The 24,703-nt window shown below is 66.1% G+C and carries 23 protein-coding genes and 1 other RNA gene; 16 read left to right on the top strand and 8 right to left on the bottom strand.

From position 1 onward, the window contains the following. Window positions 1-157: 157 nt before the first annotated feature. Both hemB and ppk1 read left to right on the top strand, forming a co-directional pair. A complete protein-coding gene (gene hemB, locus PCA10_RS27220) occupies window positions 158-1,171 on the top strand; it encodes a porphobilinogen synthase (protein ID WP_016495314.1) in 1,014 nt (337 codons plus the stop codon). 20 nt (window positions 1,172-1,191) lie between these two features. Continuing rightward, a complete protein-coding gene (gene ppk1, locus PCA10_RS27215) occupies window positions 1,192-3,426 on the top strand; it encodes a polyphosphate kinase 1 (RefSeq protein WP_016495313.1) in 2,235 nt (744 codons plus the stop codon). A gap of 69 nt (window positions 3,427-3,495) precedes the next feature. On the opposite strand, the gene ppx is transcribed toward ppk1, so the two are convergent. After that, window positions 3,496-4,998, bottom strand: a complete 1,503-nt coding sequence (gene ppx / locus PCA10_RS27210; RefSeq protein ID WP_016495312.1) for an exopolyphosphatase — start codon at window positions 4,996-4,998, stop codon at window positions 3,496-3,498. A 347-nt stretch (window positions 4,999-5,345) separates the two neighbouring features. On the opposite strand from ppx, the gene trxA reads away from it, so the two are divergent. From trxA to PCA10_RS27190, 4 genes are all read left to right on the top strand, one after another. After that, window positions 5,346-5,672, top strand: coding sequence for a thioredoxin TrxA (gene trxA, locus PCA10_RS27205; RefSeq protein ID WP_016495311.1), 327 nt, complete (start codon window positions 5,346-5,348; stop codon window positions 5,670-5,672). Between the two features lie 266 nt (window positions 5,673-5,938). Next, window positions 5,939-7,198 (top strand): transcription termination factor Rho, encoded by a 1,260-nt coding sequence (gene rho, locus PCA10_RS27200; protein ID WP_016495310.1) that lies wholly within the window; start codon window positions 5,939-5,941, stop codon window positions 7,196-7,198. Window positions 7,199-7,328: 130 nt separating this feature from the next. Further along, the gene (gene ubiD / locus PCA10_RS27195; RefSeq protein ID WP_016495309.1) at window positions 7,329-8,795 is read left to right on the top strand and encodes a 4-hydroxy-3-polyprenylbenzoate decarboxylase; all 1,467 of its coding nucleotides are present in this window, start codon (window positions 7,329-7,331) and stop codon (window positions 8,793-8,795) included. Next, window positions 8,795-9,763 carry a CDP-6-deoxy-delta-3,4-glucoseen reductase gene (locus PCA10_RS27190; protein ID WP_016495308.1) on the top strand — a complete coding sequence of 323 codons (969 nt, stop codon included), beginning with the start codon at window positions 8,795-8,797 and terminating at the stop codon, window positions 9,761-9,763. The genes ubiD and PCA10_RS27190 overlap by 1 nt, the downstream gene beginning before the upstream one ends. Before the next feature lie 61 nt (window positions 9,764-9,824). On the opposite strand, the gene PCA10_RS27185 is transcribed toward PCA10_RS27190, so the two are convergent. Further along, window positions 9,825-10,802: an NADPH:quinone oxidoreductase family protein gene (locus PCA10_RS27185; protein ID WP_016495307.1), complete on the bottom strand. Its 978-nt coding sequence runs from the start codon at window positions 10,800-10,802 to the stop codon at window positions 9,825-9,827. Window positions 10,803-10,968: 166 nt separating this feature from the next. Between PCA10_RS27185 and PCA10_RS27180 the strand changes: the two genes are divergently transcribed. Further along, the gene (locus tag PCA10_RS27180) at window positions 10,969-11,385 is read left to right on the top strand and encodes a flagellar basal body-associated protein FliL (protein ID WP_016495306.1); all 417 of its coding nucleotides are present in this window, start codon (window positions 10,969-10,971) and stop codon (window positions 11,383-11,385) included. Here the strand turns inward: PCA10_RS27180 and PCA10_RS27175 are convergent. Both PCA10_RS27175 and PCA10_RS27170 read right to left on the bottom strand, forming a co-directional pair. After that, window positions 11,376-13,220, bottom strand: coding sequence for a sensor domain-containing diguanylate cyclase (locus PCA10_RS27175; RefSeq protein WP_016495305.1), 1,845 nt, complete (start codon window positions 13,218-13,220; stop codon window positions 11,376-11,378). The genes PCA10_RS27180 and PCA10_RS27175 overlap by 10 nt on opposite strands. Before the next feature lie 50 nt (window positions 13,221-13,270). Next, window positions 13,271-13,720, bottom strand: a complete 450-nt coding sequence (locus PCA10_RS27170) for an EVE domain-containing protein (RefSeq protein ID WP_016495304.1) — start codon at window positions 13,718-13,720, stop codon at window positions 13,271-13,273. A gap of 203 nt (window positions 13,721-13,923) precedes the next feature. Between PCA10_RS27170 and PCA10_RS31200 the strand changes: the two genes are divergently transcribed. Beyond that, entirely contained in the window at window positions 13,924-14,055 is a 132-nt protein-coding gene (locus PCA10_RS31200; protein WP_016495303.1) for a hypothetical protein, read from the top strand. A 42-nt stretch (window positions 14,056-14,097) separates the two neighbouring features. Here the strand turns inward: PCA10_RS31200 and PCA10_RS27165 are convergent, their stop codons facing one another. The 4 genes from PCA10_RS27165 to PCA10_RS27155 all read right to left on the bottom strand — a co-directional run bounded on the left by PCA10_RS27165 (window position 14,098) and on the right by PCA10_RS27155 (window position 15,512). Next, window positions 14,098-14,703, bottom strand: a complete 606-nt coding sequence (locus tag PCA10_RS27165) for a 5-formyltetrahydrofolate cyclo-ligase (RefSeq protein WP_016495302.1) — start codon at window positions 14,701-14,703, stop codon at window positions 14,098-14,100. Between the two features lie 8 nt (window positions 14,704-14,711). After that, a non-coding RNA gene (gene ssrS / locus PCA10_RS29400) (6S RNA) lies at window positions 14,712-14,891 on the bottom strand. A 100-nt stretch (window positions 14,892-14,991) separates the two neighbouring features. Further along, entirely contained in the window at window positions 14,992-15,306 is a 315-nt protein-coding gene (locus tag PCA10_RS27160) for a cell division protein ZapA (RefSeq protein ID WP_016495301.1), read from the bottom strand. Next, window positions 15,303-15,512 carry a TIGR02449 family protein gene (locus tag PCA10_RS27155; RefSeq protein ID WP_016495300.1) on the bottom strand — a complete coding sequence of 70 codons (210 nt, stop codon included), beginning with the start codon at window positions 15,510-15,512 and terminating at the stop codon, window positions 15,303-15,305. The genes PCA10_RS27160 and PCA10_RS27155 overlap by 4 nt, the downstream gene beginning before the upstream one ends. Before the next feature lie 204 nt (window positions 15,513-15,716). Between PCA10_RS27155 and PCA10_RS27150 the strand changes: the two genes are divergently transcribed. The 8 genes from PCA10_RS27150 to gcvH all read left to right on the top strand — a co-directional run bounded on the left by PCA10_RS27150 (window position 15,717) and on the right by gcvH (window position 24,665). Beyond that, window positions 15,717-16,271 carry a YecA/YgfB family protein gene (locus PCA10_RS27150; RefSeq protein WP_016495299.1) on the top strand — a complete coding sequence of 185 codons (555 nt, stop codon included), beginning with the start codon at window positions 15,717-15,719 and terminating at the stop codon, window positions 16,269-16,271. A gap of 40 nt (window positions 16,272-16,311) precedes the next feature. Continuing rightward, complete coding sequence (pepP, locus tag PCA10_RS27145; protein WP_016495298.1) at window positions 16,312-17,646, top strand: Xaa-Pro aminopeptidase; 1,335 nt, start codon at window positions 16,312-16,314, stop codon at window positions 17,644-17,646. Window position 17,647: 1 nt separating this feature from the next. Next, window positions 17,648-18,832: a 2-octaprenyl-6-methoxyphenyl hydroxylase gene (gene ubiH / locus PCA10_RS27140; RefSeq protein ID WP_016495297.1), complete on the top strand. Its 1,185-nt coding sequence runs from the start codon at window positions 17,648-17,650 to the stop codon at window positions 18,830-18,832. Between the two features lie 43 nt (window positions 18,833-18,875). Next, entirely contained in the window at window positions 18,876-20,096 is a 1,221-nt protein-coding gene (locus PCA10_RS27135) for a 2-octaprenyl-3-methyl-6-methoxy-1,4-benzoquinol hydroxylase (RefSeq protein WP_016495296.1), read from the top strand. A gap of 130 nt (window positions 20,097-20,226) precedes the next feature. Beyond that, a complete protein-coding gene (locus PCA10_RS27130; RefSeq protein ID WP_016495295.1) occupies window positions 20,227-21,228 on the top strand; it encodes an extracellular solute-binding protein in 1,002 nt (333 codons plus the stop codon). Between the two features lie 74 nt (window positions 21,229-21,302). Then, entirely contained in the window at window positions 21,303-22,922 is a 1,620-nt protein-coding gene (locus PCA10_RS27125; RefSeq protein WP_016495294.1) for an ABC transporter permease, read from the top strand. A 227-nt stretch (window positions 22,923-23,149) separates the two neighbouring features. Beyond that, on the top strand, window positions 23,150-24,232 hold the full coding sequence (gcvT, locus tag PCA10_RS27120; RefSeq protein WP_016495293.1) for a glycine cleavage system aminomethyltransferase GcvT: 1,083 nt from the start codon (window positions 23,150-23,152) through the stop codon (window positions 24,230-24,232). A gap of 43 nt (window positions 24,233-24,275) precedes the next feature. Next, a complete protein-coding gene (gene gcvH, locus PCA10_RS27115; RefSeq protein ID WP_016495292.1) occupies window positions 24,276-24,665 on the top strand; it encodes a glycine cleavage system protein GcvH in 390 nt (129 codons plus the stop codon). The last annotated feature ends 38 nt before the right edge of the window (window positions 24,666-24,703 follow it).

Here is a 24,703-nt window from a genome sequence, read left to right as displayed (position 1 = left end):
CCATTGGGTTGACCCCGGACAATGCCCGAACCTGCGTCGTAGGTGGCGCTACGCCAGTCGACGCGACCACGGGTCGCTGTCGCGCGTTGTTACCATTCGGTCATAATCGACGCTTATATTTGTCACACTGCGTCCGTTCCGGGCCCTGGAGTCTGCTGTGAGCTTTACCCCCGCCAATCGCCTGTTTCCCGCAACCCGTCTGCGCCGCAACCGTCGTGACGATTTCTCCCGGCGCCTGGTGCGCGAGAACGTCCTGACCGTCGACGACCTGATCCTGCCGGTGTTCGTGCTGGATGGCGAAAACCGTCGCGAAGCCGTGCCCTCCATGCCCGGCGTCGAGCGTCTGTCCATCGACCTGCTGCTCAAGGAAGCAGAAGCCTGGGTCGAGCTGGGCATTCCGGCGCTGGCGCTGTTCCCGGTGACCCCGCTGGAGAAGAAATCCCTCGACGGCGCCGAGGCCTGGAACCCGGACGGCATCGCCCAGCGCGCCATCCGTGCCCTGCGTGAGCGTTTCCCGGAACTCGGCGTGATCAGCGACGTGGCCCTGGACCCCTTCACCACCCACGGCCAGGACGGCATCCTCGACGACAGCGGCTATGTGCAGAACGACATCACCGTCGATGCGCTGGTCAAGCAAGCGCTGTCCCATGCCGCAGCCGGCGCCCAGGTGGTGGCCCCCTCGGACATGATGGACGGCCGCATCCAGGCCATCCGCGAAGCCCTGGAACTGGCCGACTACCCCAACGTGCGCATCATGGCCTACTCGGCCAAGTACGCCAGCGCCTACTACGGCCCCTTCCGTGACGCGGTGGGCTCGGCCGCCAACCTCGGCAAAGGCAACAAGGCCAGCTACCAGATGGACCCGGCCAACAGCGACGAGGCCCTGCATGAAGTGGCCGCGGACCTGGCCGAAGGTGCCGACATGGTGATGGTCAAGCCGGGCATGCCCTACCTCGACATCGTTCGTCGGGTGAAGGATGAATTCCGCGTCCCAACCTTTGTCTACCAGGTCAGTGGTGAGTACGCCATGCACATGGCGGCCATCCAGAACGGCTGGCTCAGCGACGCGGTCATCCTGGAATCCCTGGTGGCCTTCAAACGCGCCGGCGCAGATGGCATCCTCACCTACTTCGCCGTACGCGCCGCAGAAATGCTCAAGACGGGAGCCTGAGCTCCCCCCAGGAACTGCAGATGAACACCGAAGGACTCAATCCCAGCGCTTTGCTCGAACCCCTGAAGGAAGCCACCGAGGTACCGGTGGAGCCGCCCGCCGCCGAGGTGCCCGCCACCGAAGTGGTGCCGGCACCGGTGCCGGTCGCGGCACCGGTTGTTGCACCCCTGGTGGTGCCGAGCCTGGATGACAGCAGCCTGTACATCCACCGCGAACTGTCCCAGTTGCAGTTCAATATCCGCGTGCTGGAGCAGGCGCTGGATGAGTCCTATCCGTTGCTCGAACGTCTGAAGTTCCTGCTGATCTTCTCCAGCAACCTCGACGAATTCTTCGAGATCCGCGTCGCCGGCCTGAAGAAGCAGATCACCTTCGCCCGCGAACAAGCCGGCGCCGACGGCCTGTTGCCCCATCAGGCCATGGCGCGCATCAGCGAGCTGGTGCATGAGCAGGTCACGCGCCAGTACAGCATCCTCAACGACATCCTCCTGCCGGAGCTGGCCAAGCATCAGGTCAACTTCATTCGCCGGCGCTACTGGAACGTCAAGCTCAAGAGCTGGGTGCGCCGCTACTTCCGCGACGAGATCGCGCCGATCATCACCCCCATCGGCCTGGACCCGACGCACCCCTTCCCGTTGCTGGTGAACAAGAGCCTGAACTTCATCGTCGAGCTGGAAGGCGTGGACGCCTTCGGCCGCGATTCGGGCCTCGCGATCATCCCGGCGCCGCGCCTGCTGCCGCGGGTCATTCGCGTGCCCGAGGACATCGGCGGGCCGGGGGACAACTTCGTGTTCCTCTCCTCGATGATCCACGCCCACGCCGACGACCTGTTCCCCGGCATGAAGGTGAAGGGCTGCTACCAGTTCCGCCTGACCCGTAACGCCGATCTTTCGGTGGACACCGAGGATGTCGACGACCTGGCCCGCGCCCTGCGTGGCGAGCTGTTCTCGCGCCGCTACGGCGACGCGGTGCGCCTGGAAGTGGCCGATACCTGCCCGAAGAATCTCTCGGACTACCTGCTCAAGCAGTTCAACCTGGGCGAGAGCGAGCTGTACCAGGTCAACGGCCCGGTGAACCTGACCCGCCTGTTCAGCATCACCGGCCTGGAAAGCCACCCGGAGCTGCAGCACCCGACCTTCACGCCGGTGATCCCCAAGCTGCTGCAGAAGGCCGAGAACCTGTTCAACGTGGTGGGCAAGCAGGACATCCTGCTGCTGCACCCCTTCGAGTCCTTCACCCCGGTGGTGGACTTCCTGCGCCAGGCCGCCAAGGACCCCAACGTCCTGGCGATCAAGCAGACCCTCTACCGCGCCGGCGCCAACTCCGAGATCGTCGACTCCCTGGTGGAAGCGGCGCGCAACGGCAAGGAAGTCACCGTGGTGATCGAGCTGCGGGCGCGCTTCGACGAGGAGTCCAACCTGCAGCTGGCCAGCCGCCTGCAGCAGGCCGGCGCCGTGGTGATCTACGGCGTGGTGGGCTTCAAGACCCACGCCAAGATGATGCTGATCCTGCGTCGCGAGAACGGTGAGCTGCGCCGCTACGCCCACCTGGGCACCGGCAACTACCATGCCGGCAACGCGCGGCTGTACACCGACTACAGCATGCTGACCGCCGACGACGCGCTCTGCGAGGACCTGCACAAGCTGTTCAACCAGCTCATCGGCATGGGCAAGACCCTGCGCATGAAGAAGTTGCTGCACGCGCCCTTCACCCTGAAGAAGACCCTGCTCGACATGATCGCCCGCGAAGCCCTGCACGCCAGCGAAGGCAAGCCGGCGCACATCATGATCAAGGTCAACGCGCTGACCGACCCCAAAGTCATCCGCGCGCTGTACAAGGCCAGCCAGGGTGGCGTGCGCATCGACCTGGTGGTGCGCGGCATGTGCTGCCTGCGCCCGGGTATCCCCGGCGTGTCGCACAACATCCAGGTGCGCTCGATCATCGGTCGTTTCCTCGAGCACAGCCGGGTGTACTACTTCCTCAATGGCGGCGACGAGAAGATGTACCTTTCCAGCGCCGACTGGATGGAGCGCAACCTCGACATGCGCGTGGAGACCTGCTTCCCGGTGGAAGGCAAGAAGTTGCTCACCCGGGTGAAAAAGGAGCTGGAGGCCTACATCACCGACAACACCCAGAGCTGGGTGCTGCAGCCCGACGGCCGCTACCTGCGCAACAGCCCGAGCGGCAACCAGAACTCGCGCAACGCCCAGGCCACCTTGCTGGACAAGCTGACCAACCTGCCGGTCAGCGTACGCTGATCGCGGACAGCGGAACGGGGCCTTCGGGCCCCGTTTTTCATTGGCGGGATGACTGCTCCCGGCCGCGCTTCAGCGCACCTTGAGGACGAAGTCGATGCGTTTCAACCAGTCGACTTCCTGCTGGAAGTCGGCTTGGGTCAGCGGGTTGGCCTCCAGCCAGTCCTTCGGGAACTGCACTTCCAGGCTGTTGCCGGCCGCCTTGAGCTGCACCTTGGGCATGGCCGACGTGCCACGGATATGGTGGAAGAGGATGGCGAAGCGCAGCAGCACGCACAGGCGCAGCAGCTTCACGCCTTCCTCGCCGAACTCGGCGAAGCGGTCCTTGGGGATGTTGCGGCGATGGCCGCGCACCAGAAGGGCCAGCATCAGTTGGTCCTGGCGGGAGAAACCGGCCAGGTCCGAGTGCTCGATCAGGTAGGCGCCGTGCTTGTGGTAGTGGTAGTGGGCGATGTCCATGCCGATCTCGTGGACGCGCGCGCCCCACAGCAGCAGGTCACGGTGCCAGTCGTCGTCCAGGCCCCAGCTGTCGGCCACCTGTTCCAGCGCCGAGAGGGCCTTGGCCTCGACACGCGCCGCCTGTTCCAGGTCCACATGGCAGCGCTCCATCAGCGCGCTGAGGGTGCGCTCGCGAACATCCTCGTGGTGGTGGCGGCCCAGCAGGTCGTAGAGCACGCCTTCGCGCAGGGCGCCTTCGGAATGGGTCATGTGCTTGAGTTCGAGGGCCTCGAAGATCGCCTCGGCGATCGCCAGGCCGGCCGGGAAGATCGGTCGGCGGTCCGGCTTGATGCCGTCGAGGTCGAGCTTTTCCACGTCCCCCAGCTTGAACAGCTTGCGCTTGAGCCAGGCCAGGCCTTCCGGGTTGATCTCGCCGCTGCCCAGGCCCGCAGCCTGGATCGCCAGGCCCACGGCGCGGATGGTGCCGGAGGCGCCCACCGCTTCCTGCCAGCCGAGGCGGCGCAGGCTGTACTCGATTCCCATCAGCTCCAGGCGGGCGGCGGTATAGGCCTGCGCGTAACGCGCCGGGGTGATCTTGCCGTCGCGGAAGTAGCGCTGGGTATAGCTGACGCAACCCATCTGCAGGCTTTCCCGCAGCTGCGACTCGAAGCGCTGGCCGATGATGAATTCGGTGCTGCCGCCGCCGATGTCCGCCACCAGGCGGCGGCCGGGGGTGTCCGGCAGGGTGTGGGAGACGCCCAGATAGATCAGGCGCGCTTCCTCGCGGCCGGAGATGACTTCCACCGGGTGGCCGAGCACTTCCTCGGCGCGGCGGATGAATTCGGCGCGGTTGTGTGCCTCGCGCAGGGCGTTGGTGCCGACGATGCGCACGGCGCCTTCCGGCAGGCCGGCGATCATCTGGGCGAAACGGCGCAGGCAATCGATGCCGCGCTGCATGGACTCTTCGCTGAGATTGCGCGCCTCGTCCAGGCCCGCCGCCAATTGCACCTTGTCGCCGAGCCGTTCCAGGATGCGGATCTCACCGTGGTCGGCCTTGGCCACCACCATGTGGAAGCTGTTCGAGCCGAGGTCGATGGCGGCGATCAGGGACGGAATTTCGGCGGGCTTTTGCGGCATGGTTTCGGGTCTCGAGGCTGAACCGCGCAATCCTGCCACGGTTGCCCGGTCGCGCCAATGCGAATAGCGGTACGTCCGTGCCAGGTTGGCGTGACCGGCAAGGGGGCGGGTGGATACGGCTTTTTCATGCCGATAGCTGGCTGTGCAAACTATAGGTGGGATATGACAGTCGCGCGTCAACCGGCGGTGGCGGGCCGTCTGGAGGCCTGTTGCGCCCCGCGCGGGGCGATCAATGAGTTTTGCACCGGCTTCCCATAGCAAAGCTCAATCGCGCCCTGCTTTCGGTCGCGGAAAAGCCGGGCTATGATGGCTCCACTTTTTTGCTTCCGAACCACGGAGATCCTTCCATGAGCGAATTCATCACCAATGTCACCGATGCCAGCTTCGAGCAGGACGTGCTCAAGGCCGACGGCGCGGTGCTGGTCGACTACTGGGCTGAGTGGTGCGGTCCGTGCAAGATGATTGCACCTGTCCTTGACGAAATCTCCAAGGACTACCAAGGCAAACTCAAGGTCTGCAAGCTGAACATCGACGAGAACCAGGACACCCCGCCGAAGTACGGCGTGCGTGGCATCCCGACCCTGATGCTGTTCAAGAACGGCAACGTCGAAGCCACCAAGGTAGGCGCCCTGTCCAAGTCCCAGCTGGCCGCCTTCCTCGACGCCAACATCTGATTCCGCGCGGTCTTTCCAGGCCGCCGAAGCAGCATTTACAGCGTCACGAAAAAGCCCCGCCAAGTGCGGGGCTTTTTCATGGAACAGCACTAGACTCCCCGTAGCGCCGGTGTTACATTCGGGACCGCTGCCATTTCTGTGCAGCCCTCCACGCCGTCGCCGATGCACTCCAATTCGAATAAGCACAGCGATCCTGTCGCCTTCTCTGCGGCGCGGCCTCTAAAGCTAAACGCTTTCCCTCCTCCATATCTATCTACGTCATTCCTATGAATCTGACCGAACTCAAGCAAAAGCCGATTGGCGAACTTCTGGAAATGTCTGATGCCATGGGCCTGGAGAACATGGCCCGTTCGCGCAAGCAGGACATCATCTTCGCTTTGCTGAAGAAGCACGCGAAGAGCGGCGAGGAGATCTCCGGTGACGGCGTGCTGGAGATTCTCCAGGACGGCTTCGGCTTCCTGCGCTCCGCCGACTCCTCCTACCTGGCCGGCCCGGACGACATCTACGTCTCGCCCAGCCAGATCCGCCGCTTCAACCTGCGGACCGGCGACACCATAGTCGGCAAGATTCGTCCGCCCAAGGAAGGCGAGCGTTACTTCGCGCTGCTCAAGGTCGATTCGATCAACTACGACCGACCCGAGAACGCCAAGAACAAGATCCTGTTCGAGAACCTCACGCCCCTGTTCCCCAATGAGCGCCTGAAGATGGAAGCCGGCAACGGCTCCACCGAAGACCTCACCGGCCGCGTGATCGATCTCTGCGCGCCCATCGGCAAGGGCCAGCGCGGCCTGATCGTCGCCCCGCCGAAAGCGGGCAAGACCATCATGCTGCAGAACATCGCGGCCAACATCACCCGCAACAACCCCGAGTGCCACCTGATCGTCCTGCTGATCGACGAGCGCCCGGAAGAAGTGACCGAGATGCAGCGCACCGTGCGCGGCGAAGTGGTCGCTTCCACCTTCGACGAACCGCCGACCCGCCACGTGCAGGTCGCCGAGATGGTGATCGAGAAGGCCAAGCGCCTGGTCGAGCACAAGAAGGACGTGGTGATCCTGCTGGACTCCATCACCCGTCTGGCCCGTGCCTACAACACCGTGATCCCGAGCTCCGGCAAGGTGCTCACCGGTGGTGTCGACGCCCACGCCCTGGAGAAGCCCAAGCGCTTCTTCGGTGCCGCGCGCAACATCGAGGAAGGCGGTTCGCTGACCATCCTCGCCACCGCGCTGGTGGAAACCGGCTCGAAGATGGATGAAGTCATCTACGAAGAGTTCAAGGGCACCGGCAACATGGAGCTGCCGCTGGATCGCCGCATCGCCGAGAAGCGCGTGTTCCCGGCCATCAACATCAACAAGTCCGGTACCCGCCGCGAAGAGCTGCTGACTGCCGACGACGAGCTGCAGCGCATGTGGATCCTGCGCAAGCTGCTGCACCCGATGGACGAGATCGCCGCCATCGAGTTCCTGCTCGACAAGCTGAAAGACACCAAGACCAACGACGAATTCTTCCTGTCGATGAAGCGCAAGTAAGTCTTGGATGTGCCACAAAGGCCGGGGAAACCCGGCCTTTGTGTTTCTGCGATGGCCCTTTGTCCTTCTGAATAACCCAGTTCGGCGCTAAACTTTGCGCCCCGACCTGCACGCCCCAAGAGGCTCAAGCATGCAGTATCGCGATCTGCGCGAATTCATCAGTGGCCTGGAACAGCGTGGCGAGCTCAAGCGCATCGCCACGCCGGTTTCCACAGTCCTGGAAATGACCGAAATCTGCGACCGCACCCTGCGCAAGCAAGGCCCGGCGCTGCTTTTTGAAAAGCCTACCGGCTTCGACATCCCGGTACTCGGCAACCTCTTCGGCACCCCTGGCCGCGTGGCCCTGGGGATGGGCGCCGAGGATGTCGGCGAGTTGCGCGAGATCGGCAAGCTGCTGGCCTTCCTCAAGGAACCCGAGCCGCCCAAGGGGCTGAAGGACGCCTGGTCCAAGCTGCCGATCTTCAAGAAGGTCATCGCCATGGCACCCAAGGTGCTCAAGGATGCGCCTTGCCATGAAGTGGTGGAGGAGGGCGACGATGTCGACCTCGGCAAGCTGCCGATCCAGCACTGCTGGCCGGGTGACGTGGCGCCGCTGATTACCTGGGGCCTGACCATCACCCGTGGCCCGAACAAGGAGCGGCAGAACCTCGGCATCTATCGCCAGCAGGTGATCGGCCGCAACAAGGTGATCATGCGCTGGCTGAGCCACCGTGGCGGCGCGCTGGATTACCGCGAGTGGTGCCAGAAGTACCCGGACCAGCCCTACCCGGTATGCGTGGCGCTGGGCGCTGATCCGGCGACCATCCTCGGTGCCGTCACCCCGGTGCCCGACACCCTCTCCGAATACGCCTTCGCCGGCCTCCTGCGTGGCCACCGCACCGAGCTGGTCAAGGCCATCGGTTCCGACCTGCAGGTCCCGGCGAGCGCCGAGATCGTGCTGGAAGGCGTGATCCATCCCGGCGAGATGGCCGACGAAGGTCCCTATGGCGACCACACCGGCTACTACAACGAAGTGGACCGCTTCCCGGTGTTCACCGTGGAGCGCATCACCCGCCGGCAAAAGCCGATCTACCACAGCACCTACACCGGCCGGCCGCCGGATGAGCCGGCGATCCTCGGCGTGGCGCTGAACGAAGTCTTCGTGCCGATCCTGCAGAAGCAGTTCCCCGAGATCACCGACTTCTACCTGCCGCCGGAAGGCTGTTCCTACCGCATGGCGGTGGTGACCATGAAGAAGCAGTACCCGGGCCACGCCAAGCGCGTCATGCTCGGTGTCTGGTCGTTCCTGCGGCAGTTCATGTACACCAAGTTCGTCATCGTCACCGACGACGACGTCAATGCGCGGGACTGGAACGACGTGATCTGGGCCATCACCACGCGCATGGACCCCAAGCGTGACACCGTGATGATCGACAACACGCCGATCGACTACCTGGACTTCGCCTCGCCCGTTTCCGGCCTCGGCTCGAAAATGGGCCTGGACGCCACCAACAAGTGGCCCGGCGAAACCAGCCGCGAATGGGGCCGGGTGATCGTCCAGGACGAAGCGGTCAAGCGCCGTGTCGATGAGCTTTGGTCTTCTCTGGGAATCGATTGATGCGTGTCACCCTGCAACCTTCGGGCGCGGTAATCCACACGGAGCCCAGTGAGCGCATCCTGGATGCCGCCCGACGCTTGGGCTACGAGTGCCCTCAGAGCTGCCGCAATGGCAATTGCCATATCTGCGCGGCGTTGCTGGTGGAGGGCCGGGTACGCCAGGACGGCGTCGAGCTGGCCCAGGGCGAGCTGTTTACCTGCCTGGCCGAGCCGCTGGAAGACTGCGTGTTGCACTGGGATGGCGTGCTGGCGCCGGGGGAACTGCCGGTGCGCAGCCTTAACTGTCAGGTCAGCGAGTGCGTGGCGGTGGGCGGCGATGTCTGGCGCGTGCGCCTGCGTGCGCCGGCCGGCAAGCCACCGCGCTACCACGCCGGCCAGTACCTGCTGATCGAGCGTGAGGACGGCGAGTCGTCGGCCTTCTCCATGGCCTCGGCGCCCAGCGCCGGGCGCGACATCGAGGTGCATATCCTGGCCCGCGAGAACAGCGCCCTGGCACTGCTGGAGCAACTGCAGCGTGGCGGCATGGCACGGGTGAAGATGCCCTTCGGCGATACCCACCTGGCGGAACTGCCCGAAGGGCCGCTGGTGCTGATCGCCGCCGGCACCGGCATGGGCCAGATGCACAGCCTGATCGAGCATTGCCGCGCCGCCGGCTTCAAGTACCCGGTGCACCTCTACTGGGGCGTGCGTCGACCGGAGGATTTCTACGAGCTGGCCCATTGGGACGAGTGGCGGCGCCTGCCCAACCTGTTCCTGCACCAGGTGGTCAGCGACCAGTGTGGCTGGCAGGGGCGTTGCGGCCTGCTGCACGAGGCGGTTTGCGAGGACTTCCCGGACCTGGGCACGCTGCGGGTCTACGCCAGCGGCTCGCCCGCCATGGTCTACGCCACCCTGGACGCCCTGGTGGCGGCGGGGATGGATGCCCACCAGATGCGTGCCGACGTATTCGCCTACGCACCACGTTCCTGAATGAAAAAGCCGCCCGAGGGCGGCTTTTTCGTAGGGTGCGCTGCGCGCGCCGGGGCGGTCCTCAGCGAACCTCCACCACCACCTTGCCCACGGCCTGGCGGCTGGCCAGGGCGTTGATCGCCTCGCCGGCCCGCTCCAGCGGGAAGGTCTGCGACACCAGCGGCTTGAGCTTGCCCTCGGCGTACCAGGCGAACAGCTGCTGGAAGTTGGCCAGGTTGTCCTGGGGCTGGCGTTGGGCGAAGGAACCCCAGAACACGCCGACCACCGAAGCGCCCTTGAGCAGTGCCAGGTTCACCGGCAGCTCGGGGATGCGGCCACTGGCGAAGCCCACCACCAGCAGGCGGCCGTTCCAGTTGATCGCGCGTACGGCGGCATCGAACAGGTCGCCACCCACCGGGTCGTAGATCACGTCGGCACCCTGGCCGCCGGTGAGTTCCTTGACGCGGTCCTTGAGGTTTTCCTCGCTGTAGTTGATCAGCGCATCGGCGCCGGCGGCCTTGGCCACTTCGAGTTTTTCCGCGCTGCTGGCGGCGGCGATCACCCGCGCCCCCATTGCCTTGCCGATCTCCACCGCGGCCAGGCCGACGCCGCCGGAGGCGCCGAGCACCAGCAGGGTTTCCCCGGGTTGCAGGTTGGCGCGCTGCTTCAGGGCGTGCATCGAGGTGCCGTAGGTCATGCCGAAGGCGGCGGCGGAGTTGAAGTCGACACCCTTGGGAATCGGCATCACGTTATAGGCGGGCACCGCCACCTGCTCGGCGAAACTGCCCCAGCCGGTCAGCGCCATCACCCGGTCGCCGGGCTTGAGGTGGCTGACTTTCTCGCCGACGGCCGCGACCACGCCGGCTGCTTCACCGCCCGGGGAGAAGGGGAAGGGCGGCTTGAACTGGTACTTGCCTTCGATGATCAGGGTGTCGGGAAAGTTGACCGCCGCGGCATGCACGTCGATGAGGATTTCATTCTTCTTCGGCTCGGGGCTGGCGACTTCCTCCAGCACCAGGGTATCGGCGGGACCGAAGGCTTTGCACAGAACGGCTTTCATCGCGGAGCTCCTTGGCGTGGGGCGTCGGCCCCGGGCATGTGGCCTTGCAGTGTAGGTGGGGGGGCGGGTGGGTCAATCAGCATGGCTGCGCCTGATGGGCCTGCATAAACGCGGGTCTTGGGGCCGGCCGCCGCTGTGGCTATGCTAGGCGCCATTCGAGCTGAGGATGACCCAGGTGAAAAGACTGACTGCACTGCTGCTGGCCCTGACCTTCCCACTGTTGGCCATGGCCCAGGAGGAAGCCAAGGAAGGCGAGGCCCCCAAGGTGGCCTACATCGACCTGGTGCCTTCCCTGGTGGGCAACTATGGACCGGGGCCGCGGCTGAAGTACTACAAGGCGGACATCTCGCTGCGGGTCACCGGCCCCGAAGCCCAGGACAAGGTCACCCGCCACGAGCCGCTGATCCGCAACCAGCTGGTGATGCTGTTCTCCCAGCAGTCGGACGAGACCCTGAACTCGTCCGACTCCAAGGAAAAACTCCGTCAGGAAGCCCTCAAGCAGGTGCAGCAGGTTCTAAACAGCGAGGAAGGCGCGCCCCTGGTGGACGACCTGCTGTTCAACAACCTGATCATTCAGCCCTGATCCTTCTCCCACAGGCAGGTGCGGTTGCGGCCTTCGCGCTTGGCCCGGTAGAGCGCGGCGTCGCTGCGTGAAACCAGGCTGTCGGGCTGGTCTTCGCGGGCCGGGTCGGAAATCGCCATGCCGATGCTGAGGGTCAGCCGCCCGGTCGGGCTGCTGGGGTGTTCGATGGCCAGCGCGGCGATTTCCTCCATCACGCGATCGGCGACGTGCCGCGCACCGGTTTCATCGGTGTTGGCGAGGATGATGGCGAACTCCTCGCCACCGTAGCGGCAGGCCACGTCGCCTTCACGCCGCAGGCTGTTCTGCAGCGCCTGGGATACCTTGCGCAGGGCGTCGTCCCCCGCCTGGTGACCGAAGCCGTCGTTGTAGGCCTTGAAGTGATCCACATCCAGCATCAGTAGCGCCAGCGGCGCACCGAGACGACGCAGGCGCCGCCATTCGCCGTTGAGCTGGCGGTCGAAGTAGCGGCGGTTGTAGAGGCCGGTCAGGCCGTCCTGCTGGGACAGGCGCTGAAGGCGCGCTTCCAGCTCCAGGCGCTCGCGGTTGTCGCGGGAAACCCCGATCAGGTAGTCGCGGCCATTCAGGGTGACCAGCTGGGCGCTGATCTCCGCGGGCTGCAGGCTGCTGTCGGCGTGACGCATCTCCCGCTGGAAGATGCTGGAGTCGCCGTCCCGCTGCGCCTGGCGGACCAACTCCAGCCAGGAGTGGAAGCCGGGCAGGAGCTGTTCCGGATCGTCCTTGAGCAGTTGGCGAAAGTCCTCGGCGCTGTAGTCCAGGCTGGCATGGGTGGCCCGGTTCATATGGAGGATCTCGCGGTTGGCGAGGTCGAGGATGAACAGCCCGTCCTGGCTGGAGCCGGTGAGATCGAGCACCAGCTGCAGGCGTTGGCGACTGTCGCGCAGGCCCTGCTCGGCGAGCTCGCGTTGCTTGACCTCCTCGTTCAGGCGCCGGTTGCCCGCTTGCAGCGCGCTGGCGCGGCGGGCGTTCTCCAGTGCCAGGGCGAGGGCCGCGACCAGCAGCAGGCTGGTGAGCAGGCTGGCGCCGAGCACCACTTGCGGCAGCGGCGAGCTGAGGGCTTCCACCAGCTTGCGGGTGGGCGCGAGTTGCAGGGCGAAGTTGCGGTTGTTGAGCAGTTCGAGGGGTACGCGCTGGCTCAGCGCCGCCAGGCTGCCCGGCTGTTCCTGCTGGTAGATCGGCTGGCCGGACTCCAGCAGGACGACGCTGAAATCGCGGTTGTCGAGACTGCCGAGCAACTGGTTCATCAGGGGTTTGACGCGGAACACGCCCTGGAGAAAACCGTCGAAGGTCCGTTCGCCCTGTGCGTTGGCAATGAACAGCGGGGTGTAGAGGACGAAGCCACTGCCGCCCTGGACCAGGGAAACGCTGTTGGACAGCTGCGCCTGGCCTTCGGCCTTGGCCTGCATGGCGAGATTGAAGTTGGGATGGTTGCGGGTCAGGCGGAAGTTGAGCGCCGCTTCGTTGCCCTGCTCGGGCAGCACCCAGCGCATGTGCAGGTCCGGGCCCATCCACTGGATGGACTGGTAGCCGGGGAAGTGGTCCAGGGCGAAATTGACTTCCAGGGTCCACTCGTCACGGGGAATCCGTCCTCGGTGGTTCCACAGCAGGGCCATGCGGCGCAGACCCTCGACTTCATCGATGAGGTTGGTCTGCAGTTCAGTGGCCAGGCTGCGTGCCTGGAAGCCGACGCGGTCACGGATGCGATCCGCCTGGGCGTCCTCCAGCTTTTTCCAGAGCAGCAGGCTGGTGCCGCACAGCGCCAGCAGGAACAGGGCGAGTAGCGTTCGGACCAGCCAGGCGGGATGAGAGTGCGGCATGGGTGTCCCCAGGGGATTCCCCTCCCTCATAGCACAGGGCCATGTTCGACTCAACGCAGGGCGAGTACGCCGGCCCATTCCTCGTCGGTTACCGGCATCACCGACAGGCGGCTGCCTTTCTGCACCAGGGGCATGCCGGAGAGCACCGCCTGCTCACGCAACTGCGCCAGCGGGATGACCCGGGGGAAGGCTTCGACGAACTCCACGTCGAGGGCGCTCCAGGGATTCTTCTCGGCGCTGGCCTTGGGGTCGTGGTAGTGGCTCTGCGGGTCCAGGGCGGTGGGGTCGGGGTAGGTATCCCCGACTATCCGCGCGATGCCGGCAATGCCCGGTTCCGGACAGCTGGAGTGGTAGAAGAAGAACTGCTCGCCCGGGCGCATGGCGCGCATGAAGTTGCGCGCCTGGTAGTTGCGCACGCCATCCCAACGGGCCTTGCCCAGCCGCTGCAGGTCGTGGATGGAGAGTTCGTCGGGTTCGGATTTCATCAGCCAGAAAGGCATGAACTTTGCTCCTGTACGTTCGTCCCTGATCGGGGCACCAAGCGTGGGTCCGGCCGACGGCCGGTTGGCGTCATAAATTGCGTGTTGGCTCACGTTGCCGGAGAATGCCGCGCATTAAGCTGCTGCCGCCGTTCGGCCCAATCAAAACAACAATTCGCCATCGGTTATCGCGCGAAGATTTGCCTGCAAGGGGGAGGCAATCGATGAAACGTAAGCCAGACATCCTCTGGGTATTGGTAATCATTTTCGGCCTGGGTGTAGTTACTACCGGTTACACCCAGAGCTTGTGGGAACGCCAGAGCAACGCGCCGGTCAATCTGACCCAGCAACCCTGACTCTCCATGCCGGCCGGCATCGCAAGGATCGCGGTGTCGCCGTCAATCTCCGCAGTACCAGCCCTTATCCGTCACGGTCGCCTGCAGGGCCACGTCCCAGCTGGCCAGTTCCAGCCTGTCCACTTTCTGGCATTCGTGCGCCAGGCCCAGCAGGGCCGGCTTGCGCCATTGCTGCCTGCGCGTCAGGTAGGCCAGGCTGCGGTCGTAGAAGCCGCCGCCCATCCCCAGGCGCCCGCCATATTCATCGAAGCCCACCAGGGGCAGCATGACCAGATCCAGTGCCCAGACCTTGCGCTGCTGCGCCGGATTGGCGCGCGGCTCGAGGATGCGGAAGCGGTTTTTCTGCAGTCGCTCCCCGGGCAGCAAGCGCTGGAACACCATTTTTTCCCGTGGCCAGGCGTTGAGCACCGGCAGGTAGGCGCGCTTGCCCCGGCGCTGGGCTTCACGCAGCAGCGGGCGAGGATCGATTTCACCATTGGTGGGCAGGTAGAGGGCGATGTGCCGGGCACGGCGGAACTGCGGGTTCTGCGCGAGCTGTCGGTAGAGGGCCTTGGCGGCTTGCTTCTGCTGGAGAGGGGTGAGTGCGCGACGGGCCTGGCGGAGCAGGCGGCGCAGGCTCTGGCGGGAGTGGGATCCGGCGCAGATCATGAAGAAATAGACTCCCCGGTGGTGCCGCTGTCGGGTTAGCCCTTGAACCCTAAAGTTCAAGGTGGAGGTTGCAGGAGGCGTTAAGGCTTTCCGTCAGGCGGACATGCACACCGGCCCCAACTTGCAACCCCCGTGGTTGCATTTATCGGCTCAGGGACATCACCGACTGGCAAACACTCCAGGGAGCTGGCGGCGAGTATACCCCAAGAACCGCTCTGGAAACTGCTGCGCGTCGGCCCGGATGGGTCAAAAAGCGCCGAGGCGCGTCACCGTGTCGCAGGCAGGCGCTCAGGCCTGCTGGGCGTCCGGGTCGGCGGCCAGGGCGTGATCGACACGCTCCAGCAGGTCACGCACCCGCTCGCGGGTGGAGGTGGCTTCCTGGTCCAGGCGCTGCTGCTTGTGCAGCAGGTCATGGGTAATGTTCAACGCGGCCATCACCGCGATGCGATCGGCCCCTATGACTTTCCCGCTGTGGCGGATCTCACGCATCTTGCCGTCCAGATAGCGGGCGGCGCTCTCCAGATTGGCGCGTTCGTCCGCCGGGCAGGCGATGCAGTATTCCTTATCGAGGATTTGGACGGTGACGGTATTGGACTGGGTCATGAATCCTGCTCCAGGGCTTTCAGGCGCGAAATCATCGCTTCGACCTTGAGCCGGGCCATTTCGTTCTTTTCGATCAGATGAGCGCGTTCTTCACGCCAGGCCTTCTCGCTGGCAAGCAGGAGCCGGTTCTGGGCCTTGAGCTGCTCGACACGCTGGATCAGGAGTTCCAGCTTGCCTGTCAGTGCATGCAGTTCGGCATCTTCCATGGGCGGTCTACTGGGTGGGGAGTACCGGGACTATATAGGACCGGCGCGAAGAAGGGTCAAACCCACGGGCGCCGGTGCGAATTGTCGCACGCCTGTGGATAGGGCCTGGTGACCTGGCCGCCGATGCTGCCTTCACGGCGCCAGGCTGCTAGGATACGAGGCCGTCATTCTAGTGATTGCGCCCTCTGGCGCCTAGCCATCCTTATGTCCAGTTCGAATTCTCCTTACAACGCTTTCGCCACGCTTCTGGCCACCACCGGCCAGCCGGTTTCTCCCGCCGAACTCCACGGCCTGCTGCTCGGCCGTAGTTGCGCTGGTGCCGGCTTCGAGCCCGAGCCCTGGCTGGAGGATGCAGCCGAGCTGCTCGGCGGCGTGCCGCCGGACAACCTGCGCCAGGCCCTGATCGGCCTGCAGGAGATGGTCAAGAGCGAGCTGACCGGCACCGACATGGCGGTGATCCTGTTGCTGCCCGGCGACGATGCGCCGCTGGGCGAACGCGCCGCCGCGCTTGGCCAGTGGTGCCAGGGCTTCCTCGGTGGCTTCGGCCTGACCGCCCGCGAGGGCGCGTTGTCCGGCGAGGCCGTCGAAGTGCTCCAGGACCTCGCGTCCATCGCCCAGGTGCAGAGCGCCCTGGAAGACTCCGATGACGGCGAGAGCGACTATATGGAAGTGATGGAGTACCTGCGCGTCGCGCCCCTGCTGCTTTTCGCCGAGTGCGCCAAGCCCGTTGCGCCGGCCGCCAAACCCTCGTTGCATTGACCCTGGTGGCGGGCCGTCTGCCCGCCCTGAAGGAGCGCGCATGACCCGTATCCCCAAGGCCGAGTTCGCCCGCCGCCGCAAGGCGCTGATGGCGCAGATGGAAGCCAACAGCATCGCCATCCTGCCCGCCGCGCCCGTGCATATCCGCAACCGCGACGTCGAGCACGTCTACCGCCAGGACAGCGACTTCCAGTACCTCAGCGGCTTCCCCGAGCCGGAAGCCGTGCTGGTGCTGATTCCCGGTCGCGAGCATGGCGAGTACGTGCTGTTCTGCCGTGAGCGTGATCCCGAGCGCGAACTCTGGGACGGCCTGCGCGCCGGCCAGGACGGCGCCATCCGCGAGTACGGCGCCGACGATGCCTTCCCCATCGGTGACATCGACGACATTCTCCCCGGGCTGATCGAAGGCCGTAGCCGCGTCTACTACTCCATCGGCACCAATACCGAGTTCGACCAGCACCTGATGGAGTGGGTCAACACCATCCGCTCCAAGGCCCGCCAGGGCGCCCAGCCGCCGAACGAGTTCGTCGCCCTCGACCACCTGCTGCACGACATGCGCCTGTACAAGTCGGCGGCGGAAGTGAAGGTCATGCGCGAGGCCTCCGAAGTGTCCGCCCGCGCCCACGTGCGCGCCATGCAGGCCGCCCGTGCCGGCCTCCACGAATACAGCCTGGAAGCCGAGCTGGAATACGAGTTCCGCAAGGGCGGGGCGAAGATGCCGGCCTACGGCTCCATCGTCGCCGCCGGCAAGAACGCCTGCATCCTCCACTACCGCGAGAACGACGCGCCGCTCAAGGACGGCGACCTGGTGCTGATCGACGCGGCCTGCGAGCTGGATTGCTACGCCAGCGACATCACCCGGACCTTCCCGGTCAGCGGCCGTTTCAGCCCCGAGCAGAAGGCCATCTACGAGCTGGTGCTGAAATCCCAGGAAGCCGCCTTCCTCGAGATCGCCCCCGGCAAGCACTGGAACGAAGCCCACGAAGCCACGGTACGCGTCATCACCGCCGGACTGGTGGAACTGGGGCTGCTCAAGGGCGAGGTCGACGAACTGATCGCCAGCGAAGCCTACAAGGCCTTCTACATGCACCGCGCCGGCCACTGGCTGGGCATGGACGTGCATGACGTCGGCGACTACAAGGTCGGCGGCGAATGGCGCGTGCTCGAAGCGGGCATGGCGATGACCGTCGAGCCCGGCATCTACATTGGCGTCGACAACCAGGACGTGGCGAAGAAGTGGCGCGGCATCGGCGTGCGCATCGAGGATGACGTGGTGGTGACCAAGACCGGCTGCGAAATCCTCACCGGTGGCGTGCCCAAGTCGGTGGACGAGATCGAGGCGCTGATGGCCGCCGCGCGCAGCCAGGCCGCCTGAGATGCAGCGTAGCCAAGTCGCGATCATCGGCGGCGGCCTGGTCGGGGCCAGCCTCGCCCTGGCCCTGCAGGAAGGCGCTCGGGCGCGGGGCTGGAAGATCGTCCTGATCGAGCCGTTCGCCCCGGGCGACAGCTTCCAGCCCAGCTACGACGCCCGCTCTTCCGCGCTGTCCTTCGGCAGCCGGCAGATCTACGAACGCCTCGGCCTCTGGCAAGCCATCGCCCGGCGCGCGGAGCCGATCCTGCAAATCCACGTCTCCGACCGTGGCCGTTTCGGCGCTGCCCGACTCGCGGCCCTGGAAGAGGGTGTACCGGCCCTGGGCTACGTGGTGGAGAACGCCTGGCTCGGCCAGTGCCTCTGGCAGGCCCTGGACGAGGACGTGGTGACCTGGCACTGCCCGGCCGAAGTGGTCGGCATGCAGGCCCTGGAAGACGGCTACCGCCTGACCCTGAATGACGAAACCCAGCTCGACTGCGACCTCGCGGTGCTGGCCGACGGCGGCCGCTCCGGCCTGCGCGAGCGGCTGGGCATCGGCGTGCGCCGCACCCCCTACCGCCAGACCGCGCTGATCGCCAACGTCAGCCCGCTGGAAGCCCATCGCGGCCAGGCGTTCGAACGCTTCACCGACGAAGGCCCGATGGCGCTGCTGCCGTTGCCGGAAAACCGCTGCGCGCTGATCTGGAGCCGCCCGGGCGACGACGCCGAGCGCCTTGCCAGGCTGGATGAGCGGCGCTTCCTCGACGAGCTGCAGGACAACTTCGGCTACCGCCTGGGTGCCTTCCAGCAAGTGGGTGCGCGGCACCTGTACCCGCTGGAGCTGGTGGCCGCCGAGGAGCAGGTGCGCTCCAACCTGGTGGTGCTGGGCAACGCGGCCCACAGCCTGCACCCCATCGCCGGCCAGGGCTACAACCTGTCCCTGCGCGACGCCCAGGCCCTGGCCGAGGCACTGCTGGCAAGCAGCAAGGCCCCCGGCGACTTCGCCACCCTGCAGGGTTACCTGCAGCGCCAGCGCCTGGACCAGAACCTCACGGTGGGCTTCTCCGACCAGGTGACCCGCCTCTTCTCCAACGCCGAACCGCTGCTCACCGCCGGACGCAACCTGGGCCTGCTCGGCCTCGACCTGCTGCCGCCGGCCAAACGCTGGTTCGCCCGCCAGGCCATGGGCCTGGGCACCCGCCCGGACTGACCGGGCGTGCGGAACATAGACACAGGGAGCCTCAGGGCCTGATATGGAATTGCGCGCGGATCTGATCATCGTGGGCGCCGGCATGGTCGGCAGTGCCCTGGCCCTGGCGTTGAAGGACAGCGGCCTGGACATCCTGCTGATCGACGGCAGCCCGCTCAGCGTCAAACCCTTCGACCCGGCGGCCGCCTTCGAGCCGCGGGTCAGTGCCCTGTCCGCCGCCAGCCAGCGGATCCTCCTGCGCCTGGGCGCCTGGCCGGGGGTCATGGCGCGGCGCAGCAGCCCCTATGCCGAGATGCACGTCTGGGATGGCACCGGTACCGGGAAAATCCACTTCTCCGCCGCCAGCGTGCACGCCGAGGTGCTCGGCCACATCGTCGAGAACCGCGTGATCCAGGACGCCCTGATGGAGCCCCTGCACGACAGCGGCATCGGCCTGATGCCCGGCGCGCGCCTGGAGCGCCTGCGCCGCTCCGGCGACGACTGGCTGCTGACCCTGGTGGACGGCCGCGAACTGCGCGCCCCCCTGGTGGTGGCCGCCGACGGCGCCAACTCCGCGGTACGCCGCCTGGCCGGCTGCGCCACCCGCGAATGGGATTACCTGCACCACGCCATCGTCACCAGCGTGCGCTGCGCCGAACCGCACCAGCGCACCGCCTGGCAGCGTTTCACCGACGAAGGCCCGCTGGCCTTCCTGCCCCTGGAGCGGGACGGCGAGCACTGGTGCTCCATCGTCTGGTCGGTGACCCCGGCCGAGGCCGAACGCCTGATGGCCCTGGACGATGCCGGCTTCTGCAGCGAGCTTGGCCGCGCCTTCGAATGGCGCCTTGGTGATGTAATCGGCGCCGACCCGCGCCTGTGCATACCGCTGCGCCAGCGTCACGCCAAGCGCTATGTGGAAGAGGGCCTGGCGCTGATCGGTGACGCCGCCCACACCATCCACCCGCTGGCGGGGCAGGGGGTCAACCTCGGCTTCCTCGACGCGGCGGTTCTGGCTGAAGTCCTGCTGCACGCCGCCGGCCGTGGCGAGCGCCTGGCCGACGAACGCGTGCTGGGTCGCTACGAGCGTCGGCGCATGCCCCACAACCTGGCGATGATGGCGGCAATGGAAGGCTTCGAGCGCCTGTTCCAGGCCGACCCGCTGCCCCTGCGCTGGCTGCGCAACAGCGGCCTGAAGTGGGTGGACGGGCTGCCGGAGGCCAAGGCGCTGTTCGTGCGGCAGGCCCTGGGGTTGTCCGGTGATCTGCCGGATCTGGCGCGCGCTTGATCACGGGGTATCCCGTTCCCGCAAGGGGCGGGATACATGCCGAAACACTCCCCGAGACAATTCGAGCTACAGCTCATAACTGAGGTTGACTATCATTCAGCCTTTGTCGCCATCACAAGAGGCTCCAGCAATGCGGGTACGTAAGTCCCTTTTCGCGCTCCTCGCGCTGTCCGCCGCCGCCACCTCGGCCCAGGCCGCCGATGAAGTGGTGGTCTATTCCTCGCGGATCGACGAACTGATCAAGCCGGTATTCGATGCCTACACCGCCAAGACCGGTGTGCAGATCAAGTTCATTACCGACAAGGAAGCGCCGCTGATGCAGCGCATCAAGGCCGAAGGCGAGAACGGCGTGGCCGACCTGCTGCTCACCGTCGACGCCGGCAACCTCTGGCAGGCCGAGCAGATGGGCATCCTGCAGCCGTTCACCTCGCCGGTGATCGACGCCAACATCCCCACCCAGTACCGCGCCGGCAGCCACGCCTGGACCGGCCTGTCGCTGCGCGCACGGACCATCGTCTACTCCACCGAGCGGGTGAAGCCGGAAGAGCTGTCCACCTACGAGGCGCTGGCCGACAAGAACTGGGAAGGCCGCCTCTGCCTGCGCACGGCGAAGAAGGTCTACAACCAGTCCCTGACCGCCACCCTGATCGAGACCCACGGCGCGGCCAAGACCGAGGAAATCCTCAAGGGCTGGGTGAACAACCTGGCCACCGACGTGTTCGCCGACGACAACGCGGTGATCCAGGCGGTGGACGCCGGCCAGTGCGACGTCGGCATCGTCAACACCTACTACTACGGCCGCCTGCACAAGGCCAACCCGGAGCTGCGGGTGAAAATCTTCTGGCCGAACCAGGCCGACCGTGGCGTACACGTCAACCTCTCGGGCGTCGGCCTGACCAAGCATGCGCCGCACCCCGAGGCCGCCAAGGCCCTGGTGGAGTGGATGACCACTGACGAAGCCCAGGGCCTGTTCGCCGGCATCAACCAGGAATTCCCGGCCAACCCGAAGGTCAAGCCATCGGATGAAGTCGCCGCCTGGGGCAGCTTCAAGGCCGACTCCATCCCGGTGGAAGTGGCTGGCAAGCGCCAGGCCGAAGCCATCAAGATGATGGACCGGGTCGGCTGGAACTGATCCGCCGCTCTGCCGCTATACTCGACGCCCCGGCCAGCCCGGGGCGTTCTGTTTCTTCCCCCCGAGAGGTTTTCGTGGCCCATCCCGCCCAGCGTCGCTGGTATCCCATCAGCTTTGCCGTCGCCATCCTGGTTCTGCTACCGCTCAGCGTCCTGCTGTTGTCCTGGGGCGAAGTGGACCGGGAAATCTGGTCCCACCTCTGGGAAACCCAGATGCCGCGCTTGCTGGGCAATACCCTGGTGCTGGTCGGCGGCGTGTCGGTGGGGGTGACTGTGATCGGCGTCAGCCTGGCCTGGCTCACCAGCCTCTGCGAATTCCCCGGCCGTCGCTGGCTGGACTGGGCACTGATGCTGCCCTTCGCCGTGCCGGCCTATGTGCTGGCGTTCGTCTTCATCGGCCTGTTCGACTTCGCAGGCCCGGTGCAGACCCTGCTCCGCGAGTGGTTCGGCAGCGGCCTGCGGCTGCCGCGCGTGCGTTCCACCGGCGGAGTGATCCTGGTACTGGTGCTGGTCTTCTACCCCTACGTCTACCTGCTCGCCCGTGCCGCCTTCCTGGCCCAGGGCAAGGGCCTGATGGAAGCCGCGCGAGTGCTCGGGCAATCGCCCTGGCAGGCGTTCTGGCGGGTCGCCCTGCCCATGGCGCGGCCGGCCATCGGCGCCGGCCTGGCCCTGGCGGTCATGGAGACCCTGGCCGATTTCGGCGCCGTGGCGGTGTTCAACTTCGACACCTTCACCACCGCCATCTACAAGACCTGGTACGGCTTCTTCAGCCTCTCCAGCGCCGCCCAGCTGGCCAGCCTGCTGCTGCTCGGCGTCTGTCTGGTGCTCTACGGCGAACGCCGCGCCCGTGGCGCCAGTCGCCCGGCCAGCGAGCGGCCACGGGGCAAGGCGCTCTACCAGTTGCGCGGCATCAAGGCACTGGCGGCGAGCGCCTGGTGCGTCCTGGTGTTCGCCTGCGCCTTCGTCATTCCCATGCTGCAGCTGGTGGTGTGGTTCTGGCAGCGGGGCCGCTTCGACCTCGACGAACGCTACGCCGGCCTGATCCTGCATACGCTCTACCTTGGCGGGATGGCGGCGCTCATCACGGTCAGCGTGGCCCTGCTGCTGGCCTTCGCCCGGCGCCTGGCGCCAACCCGGCCGGTACGCGCCGCGGTGGGTCTGGCCAACCTCGGCTACGCCTTGCCGGGCTCGGTGCTGGCGGTGTCGATCATGCTCGCCTTCAGCTACCTCGACAGCCAACTGGTGATCCCGCTGTCCGGCTGGCTGGGCGGTGCCGGCAAGCCGCTGCTGCTGGGCAGCCTCGGTGCCCTGCTGCTGGCTTACCTGGTGCGCTTCATGGCGGTGGCCTACGGCCCGCTGGAAAACGGCCTGGCGCGCATCCGCCCGTCGCTGCCGGAAGCCTCCCGCAGCCTGGGTGTCGGTGGCCCGGCGCTGTTCTTCCGGGTCTACCTGCCGTTGCTGGTGCCCGGCACCCTGAGCGCCGCGCTGCTGGTGTTCGTCGACGTACTCAAGGAAATGCCCGCCACCTTGCTGATGCGCCCCTTCGGCTGGGACACCCTGGCCGTGCGCATCTTCGAGATGACCAGCGAAGGCGAGTGGGCCCGTGCCGCCTTGCCCGCCCTGACCCTGGTGCTGGTCGGGTTGCTGCCGGTGATCGGCCTGATACGCCGTTCGGCACGACGGATCGGTCATTGACCGAATCACCCACGGGGGCCTGGCGGGGCGCGCCAGGCTCAGGGCTCGCCGTTTGCCGCGGAAACACCCTGATTCGTAGTGCCCCGTGGGGTCGGCCGGGCGGAGTGTCCAGTCTTCGACCTTGCGGCTACAATGCGCGCCACTCGTTGTAGCCCGGCCCGTTGTGGCAGCGGAATTTTCCGCGCCAGGGCCCGCCGCACCCTCGCCAAGCCCGGAAGGAGAAACCCATGGGACAGCGCACTCCATTACACGACCAGCACGTTGCGCTGGGCGCCAAGATGGTCGATTTCGGCGGCTGGGACATGCCGTTGCATTACGGTTCCCAGGTCGAGGAGCACCACGAGGTGCGCCGCGATTGTGGCGTCTTCGACGTCTCCCACATGACCGTGGTCGATGTTGCCGGCGCCCAGGCCAAGGCCTGGCTCCAGCACCTGCTGACCAACGACGTGGATCGCCTGCAGGTACCGGGCAAGGCGCTCTACAGCCCCATGCTCAACGAGCGTGGCGGGATCATCGATGACCTGATCGTCTACCTCACCGGCTTCGGCTATCGCCTGGTGGTCAACGCTGCCACCCGCGAAAAGGACCTGGCCTGGATGCAGGCCCGCAGCCAGGGCTTCGAGGTCAGCCTGAGCGAGCGCGCCGACCTCGCCATTCTCGCCATCCAGGGGCCCAGCGCGCGCGCCAAGGTGGCGGAGCTGGTGAGCACCGAGCGCGCCGCGCTGATCCACGAACTCAAACCCTTCCAGGGCCTGCCCGAAGGCGACTGGTTCATCGCCCGCACCGGCTACACCGGTGAAGATGGCCTGGAAATCATGCTGCCTGCCGACCAGGTCGCCGGTTTCTTCAACGACCTGGTCGGCGCCGGCATTTCCCCCATCGGCCTCGGTGCGCGCGATACCCTGCGCCTGGAAGCCGGCATGAACCTCTACGGCCAGGACATGACCGAAGAGGCCTCGCCGCTGGTTTCCAACATGTCCTGGACCATCGCCTGGGAGCCCGAGTCCCGCGACTTCATCGGCCGCGGTGCCCTGGAGGCCGAACGCGCCGCGGGCATCAAGAGCAAGCTGGTCGGCCTGGTGCTGGAGGAGCGCGGCGTGCTGCGCGCCCACCAGGTGGTACGGGTGGAAGGCGTGGGCGAGGGTGAGATCACCAGCGGCAGCTTCTCCCCGACCCTGAACAAATCCATCGCCATGGCCCGCGTGCCGATGGCCACCGGCGATCGCGCCGAAGTGGAAATCCGCGGCAAGTGGTTCCCGGTTCGCGTTGTGCGACCGAACTTCGTGCGCAATGGCAAAGCCTTGATCTAAATTTTCAGGCGGGCCATCCGCCAAAGACTCTGAGGAATTCGACATGAGCAACATCCCCGCCGAACTGCGTTACGCCCCCAGCCACGAGTGGGCCCGTCTGGAAGCCGATGGCAGTGTCACCGTGGGCATCACCGACCACGCCCAGGAAGCCCTGGGCGACGTGGTCTTCGTCGAGCTGCCGGAAGTCGGCAAGACCCTGGCCGCCGGTCAGGAAGCCGGTGTGGTGGAGTCGGTGAAGGCCGCCTCGGATATCTACGCGCCGATCGGCGGTGAAGTGATCGCGGTGAACGACGCCGTCAGCGACGCCCCCGAGAGCGTCAACAGCGACCCCTACGGTTCCTGGTTCTTCAAGCTCAAGCCCAGCGACGTCGCCGAGCTGGACAAGCTGCTCGACGCGGGCGCCTACAAGGCCTCTGCCGACGCCGATAGCTGATTCACCCGCTATCCTTCAAAAAGCCTCGCTAGTCGAGG

The organism is Pseudomonas resinovorans NBRC 106553, from assembly GCF_000412695.1.
In the GTDB taxonomy this organism is placed as follows: Bacteria; Pseudomonadota; Gammaproteobacteria; order Pseudomonadales; family Pseudomonadaceae; genus Metapseudomonas; species Metapseudomonas resinovorans_A.
Note: the sequence above shows the minus strand (reverse complement) of the source record. Positions and strands in the feature narration are given on the sequence as shown.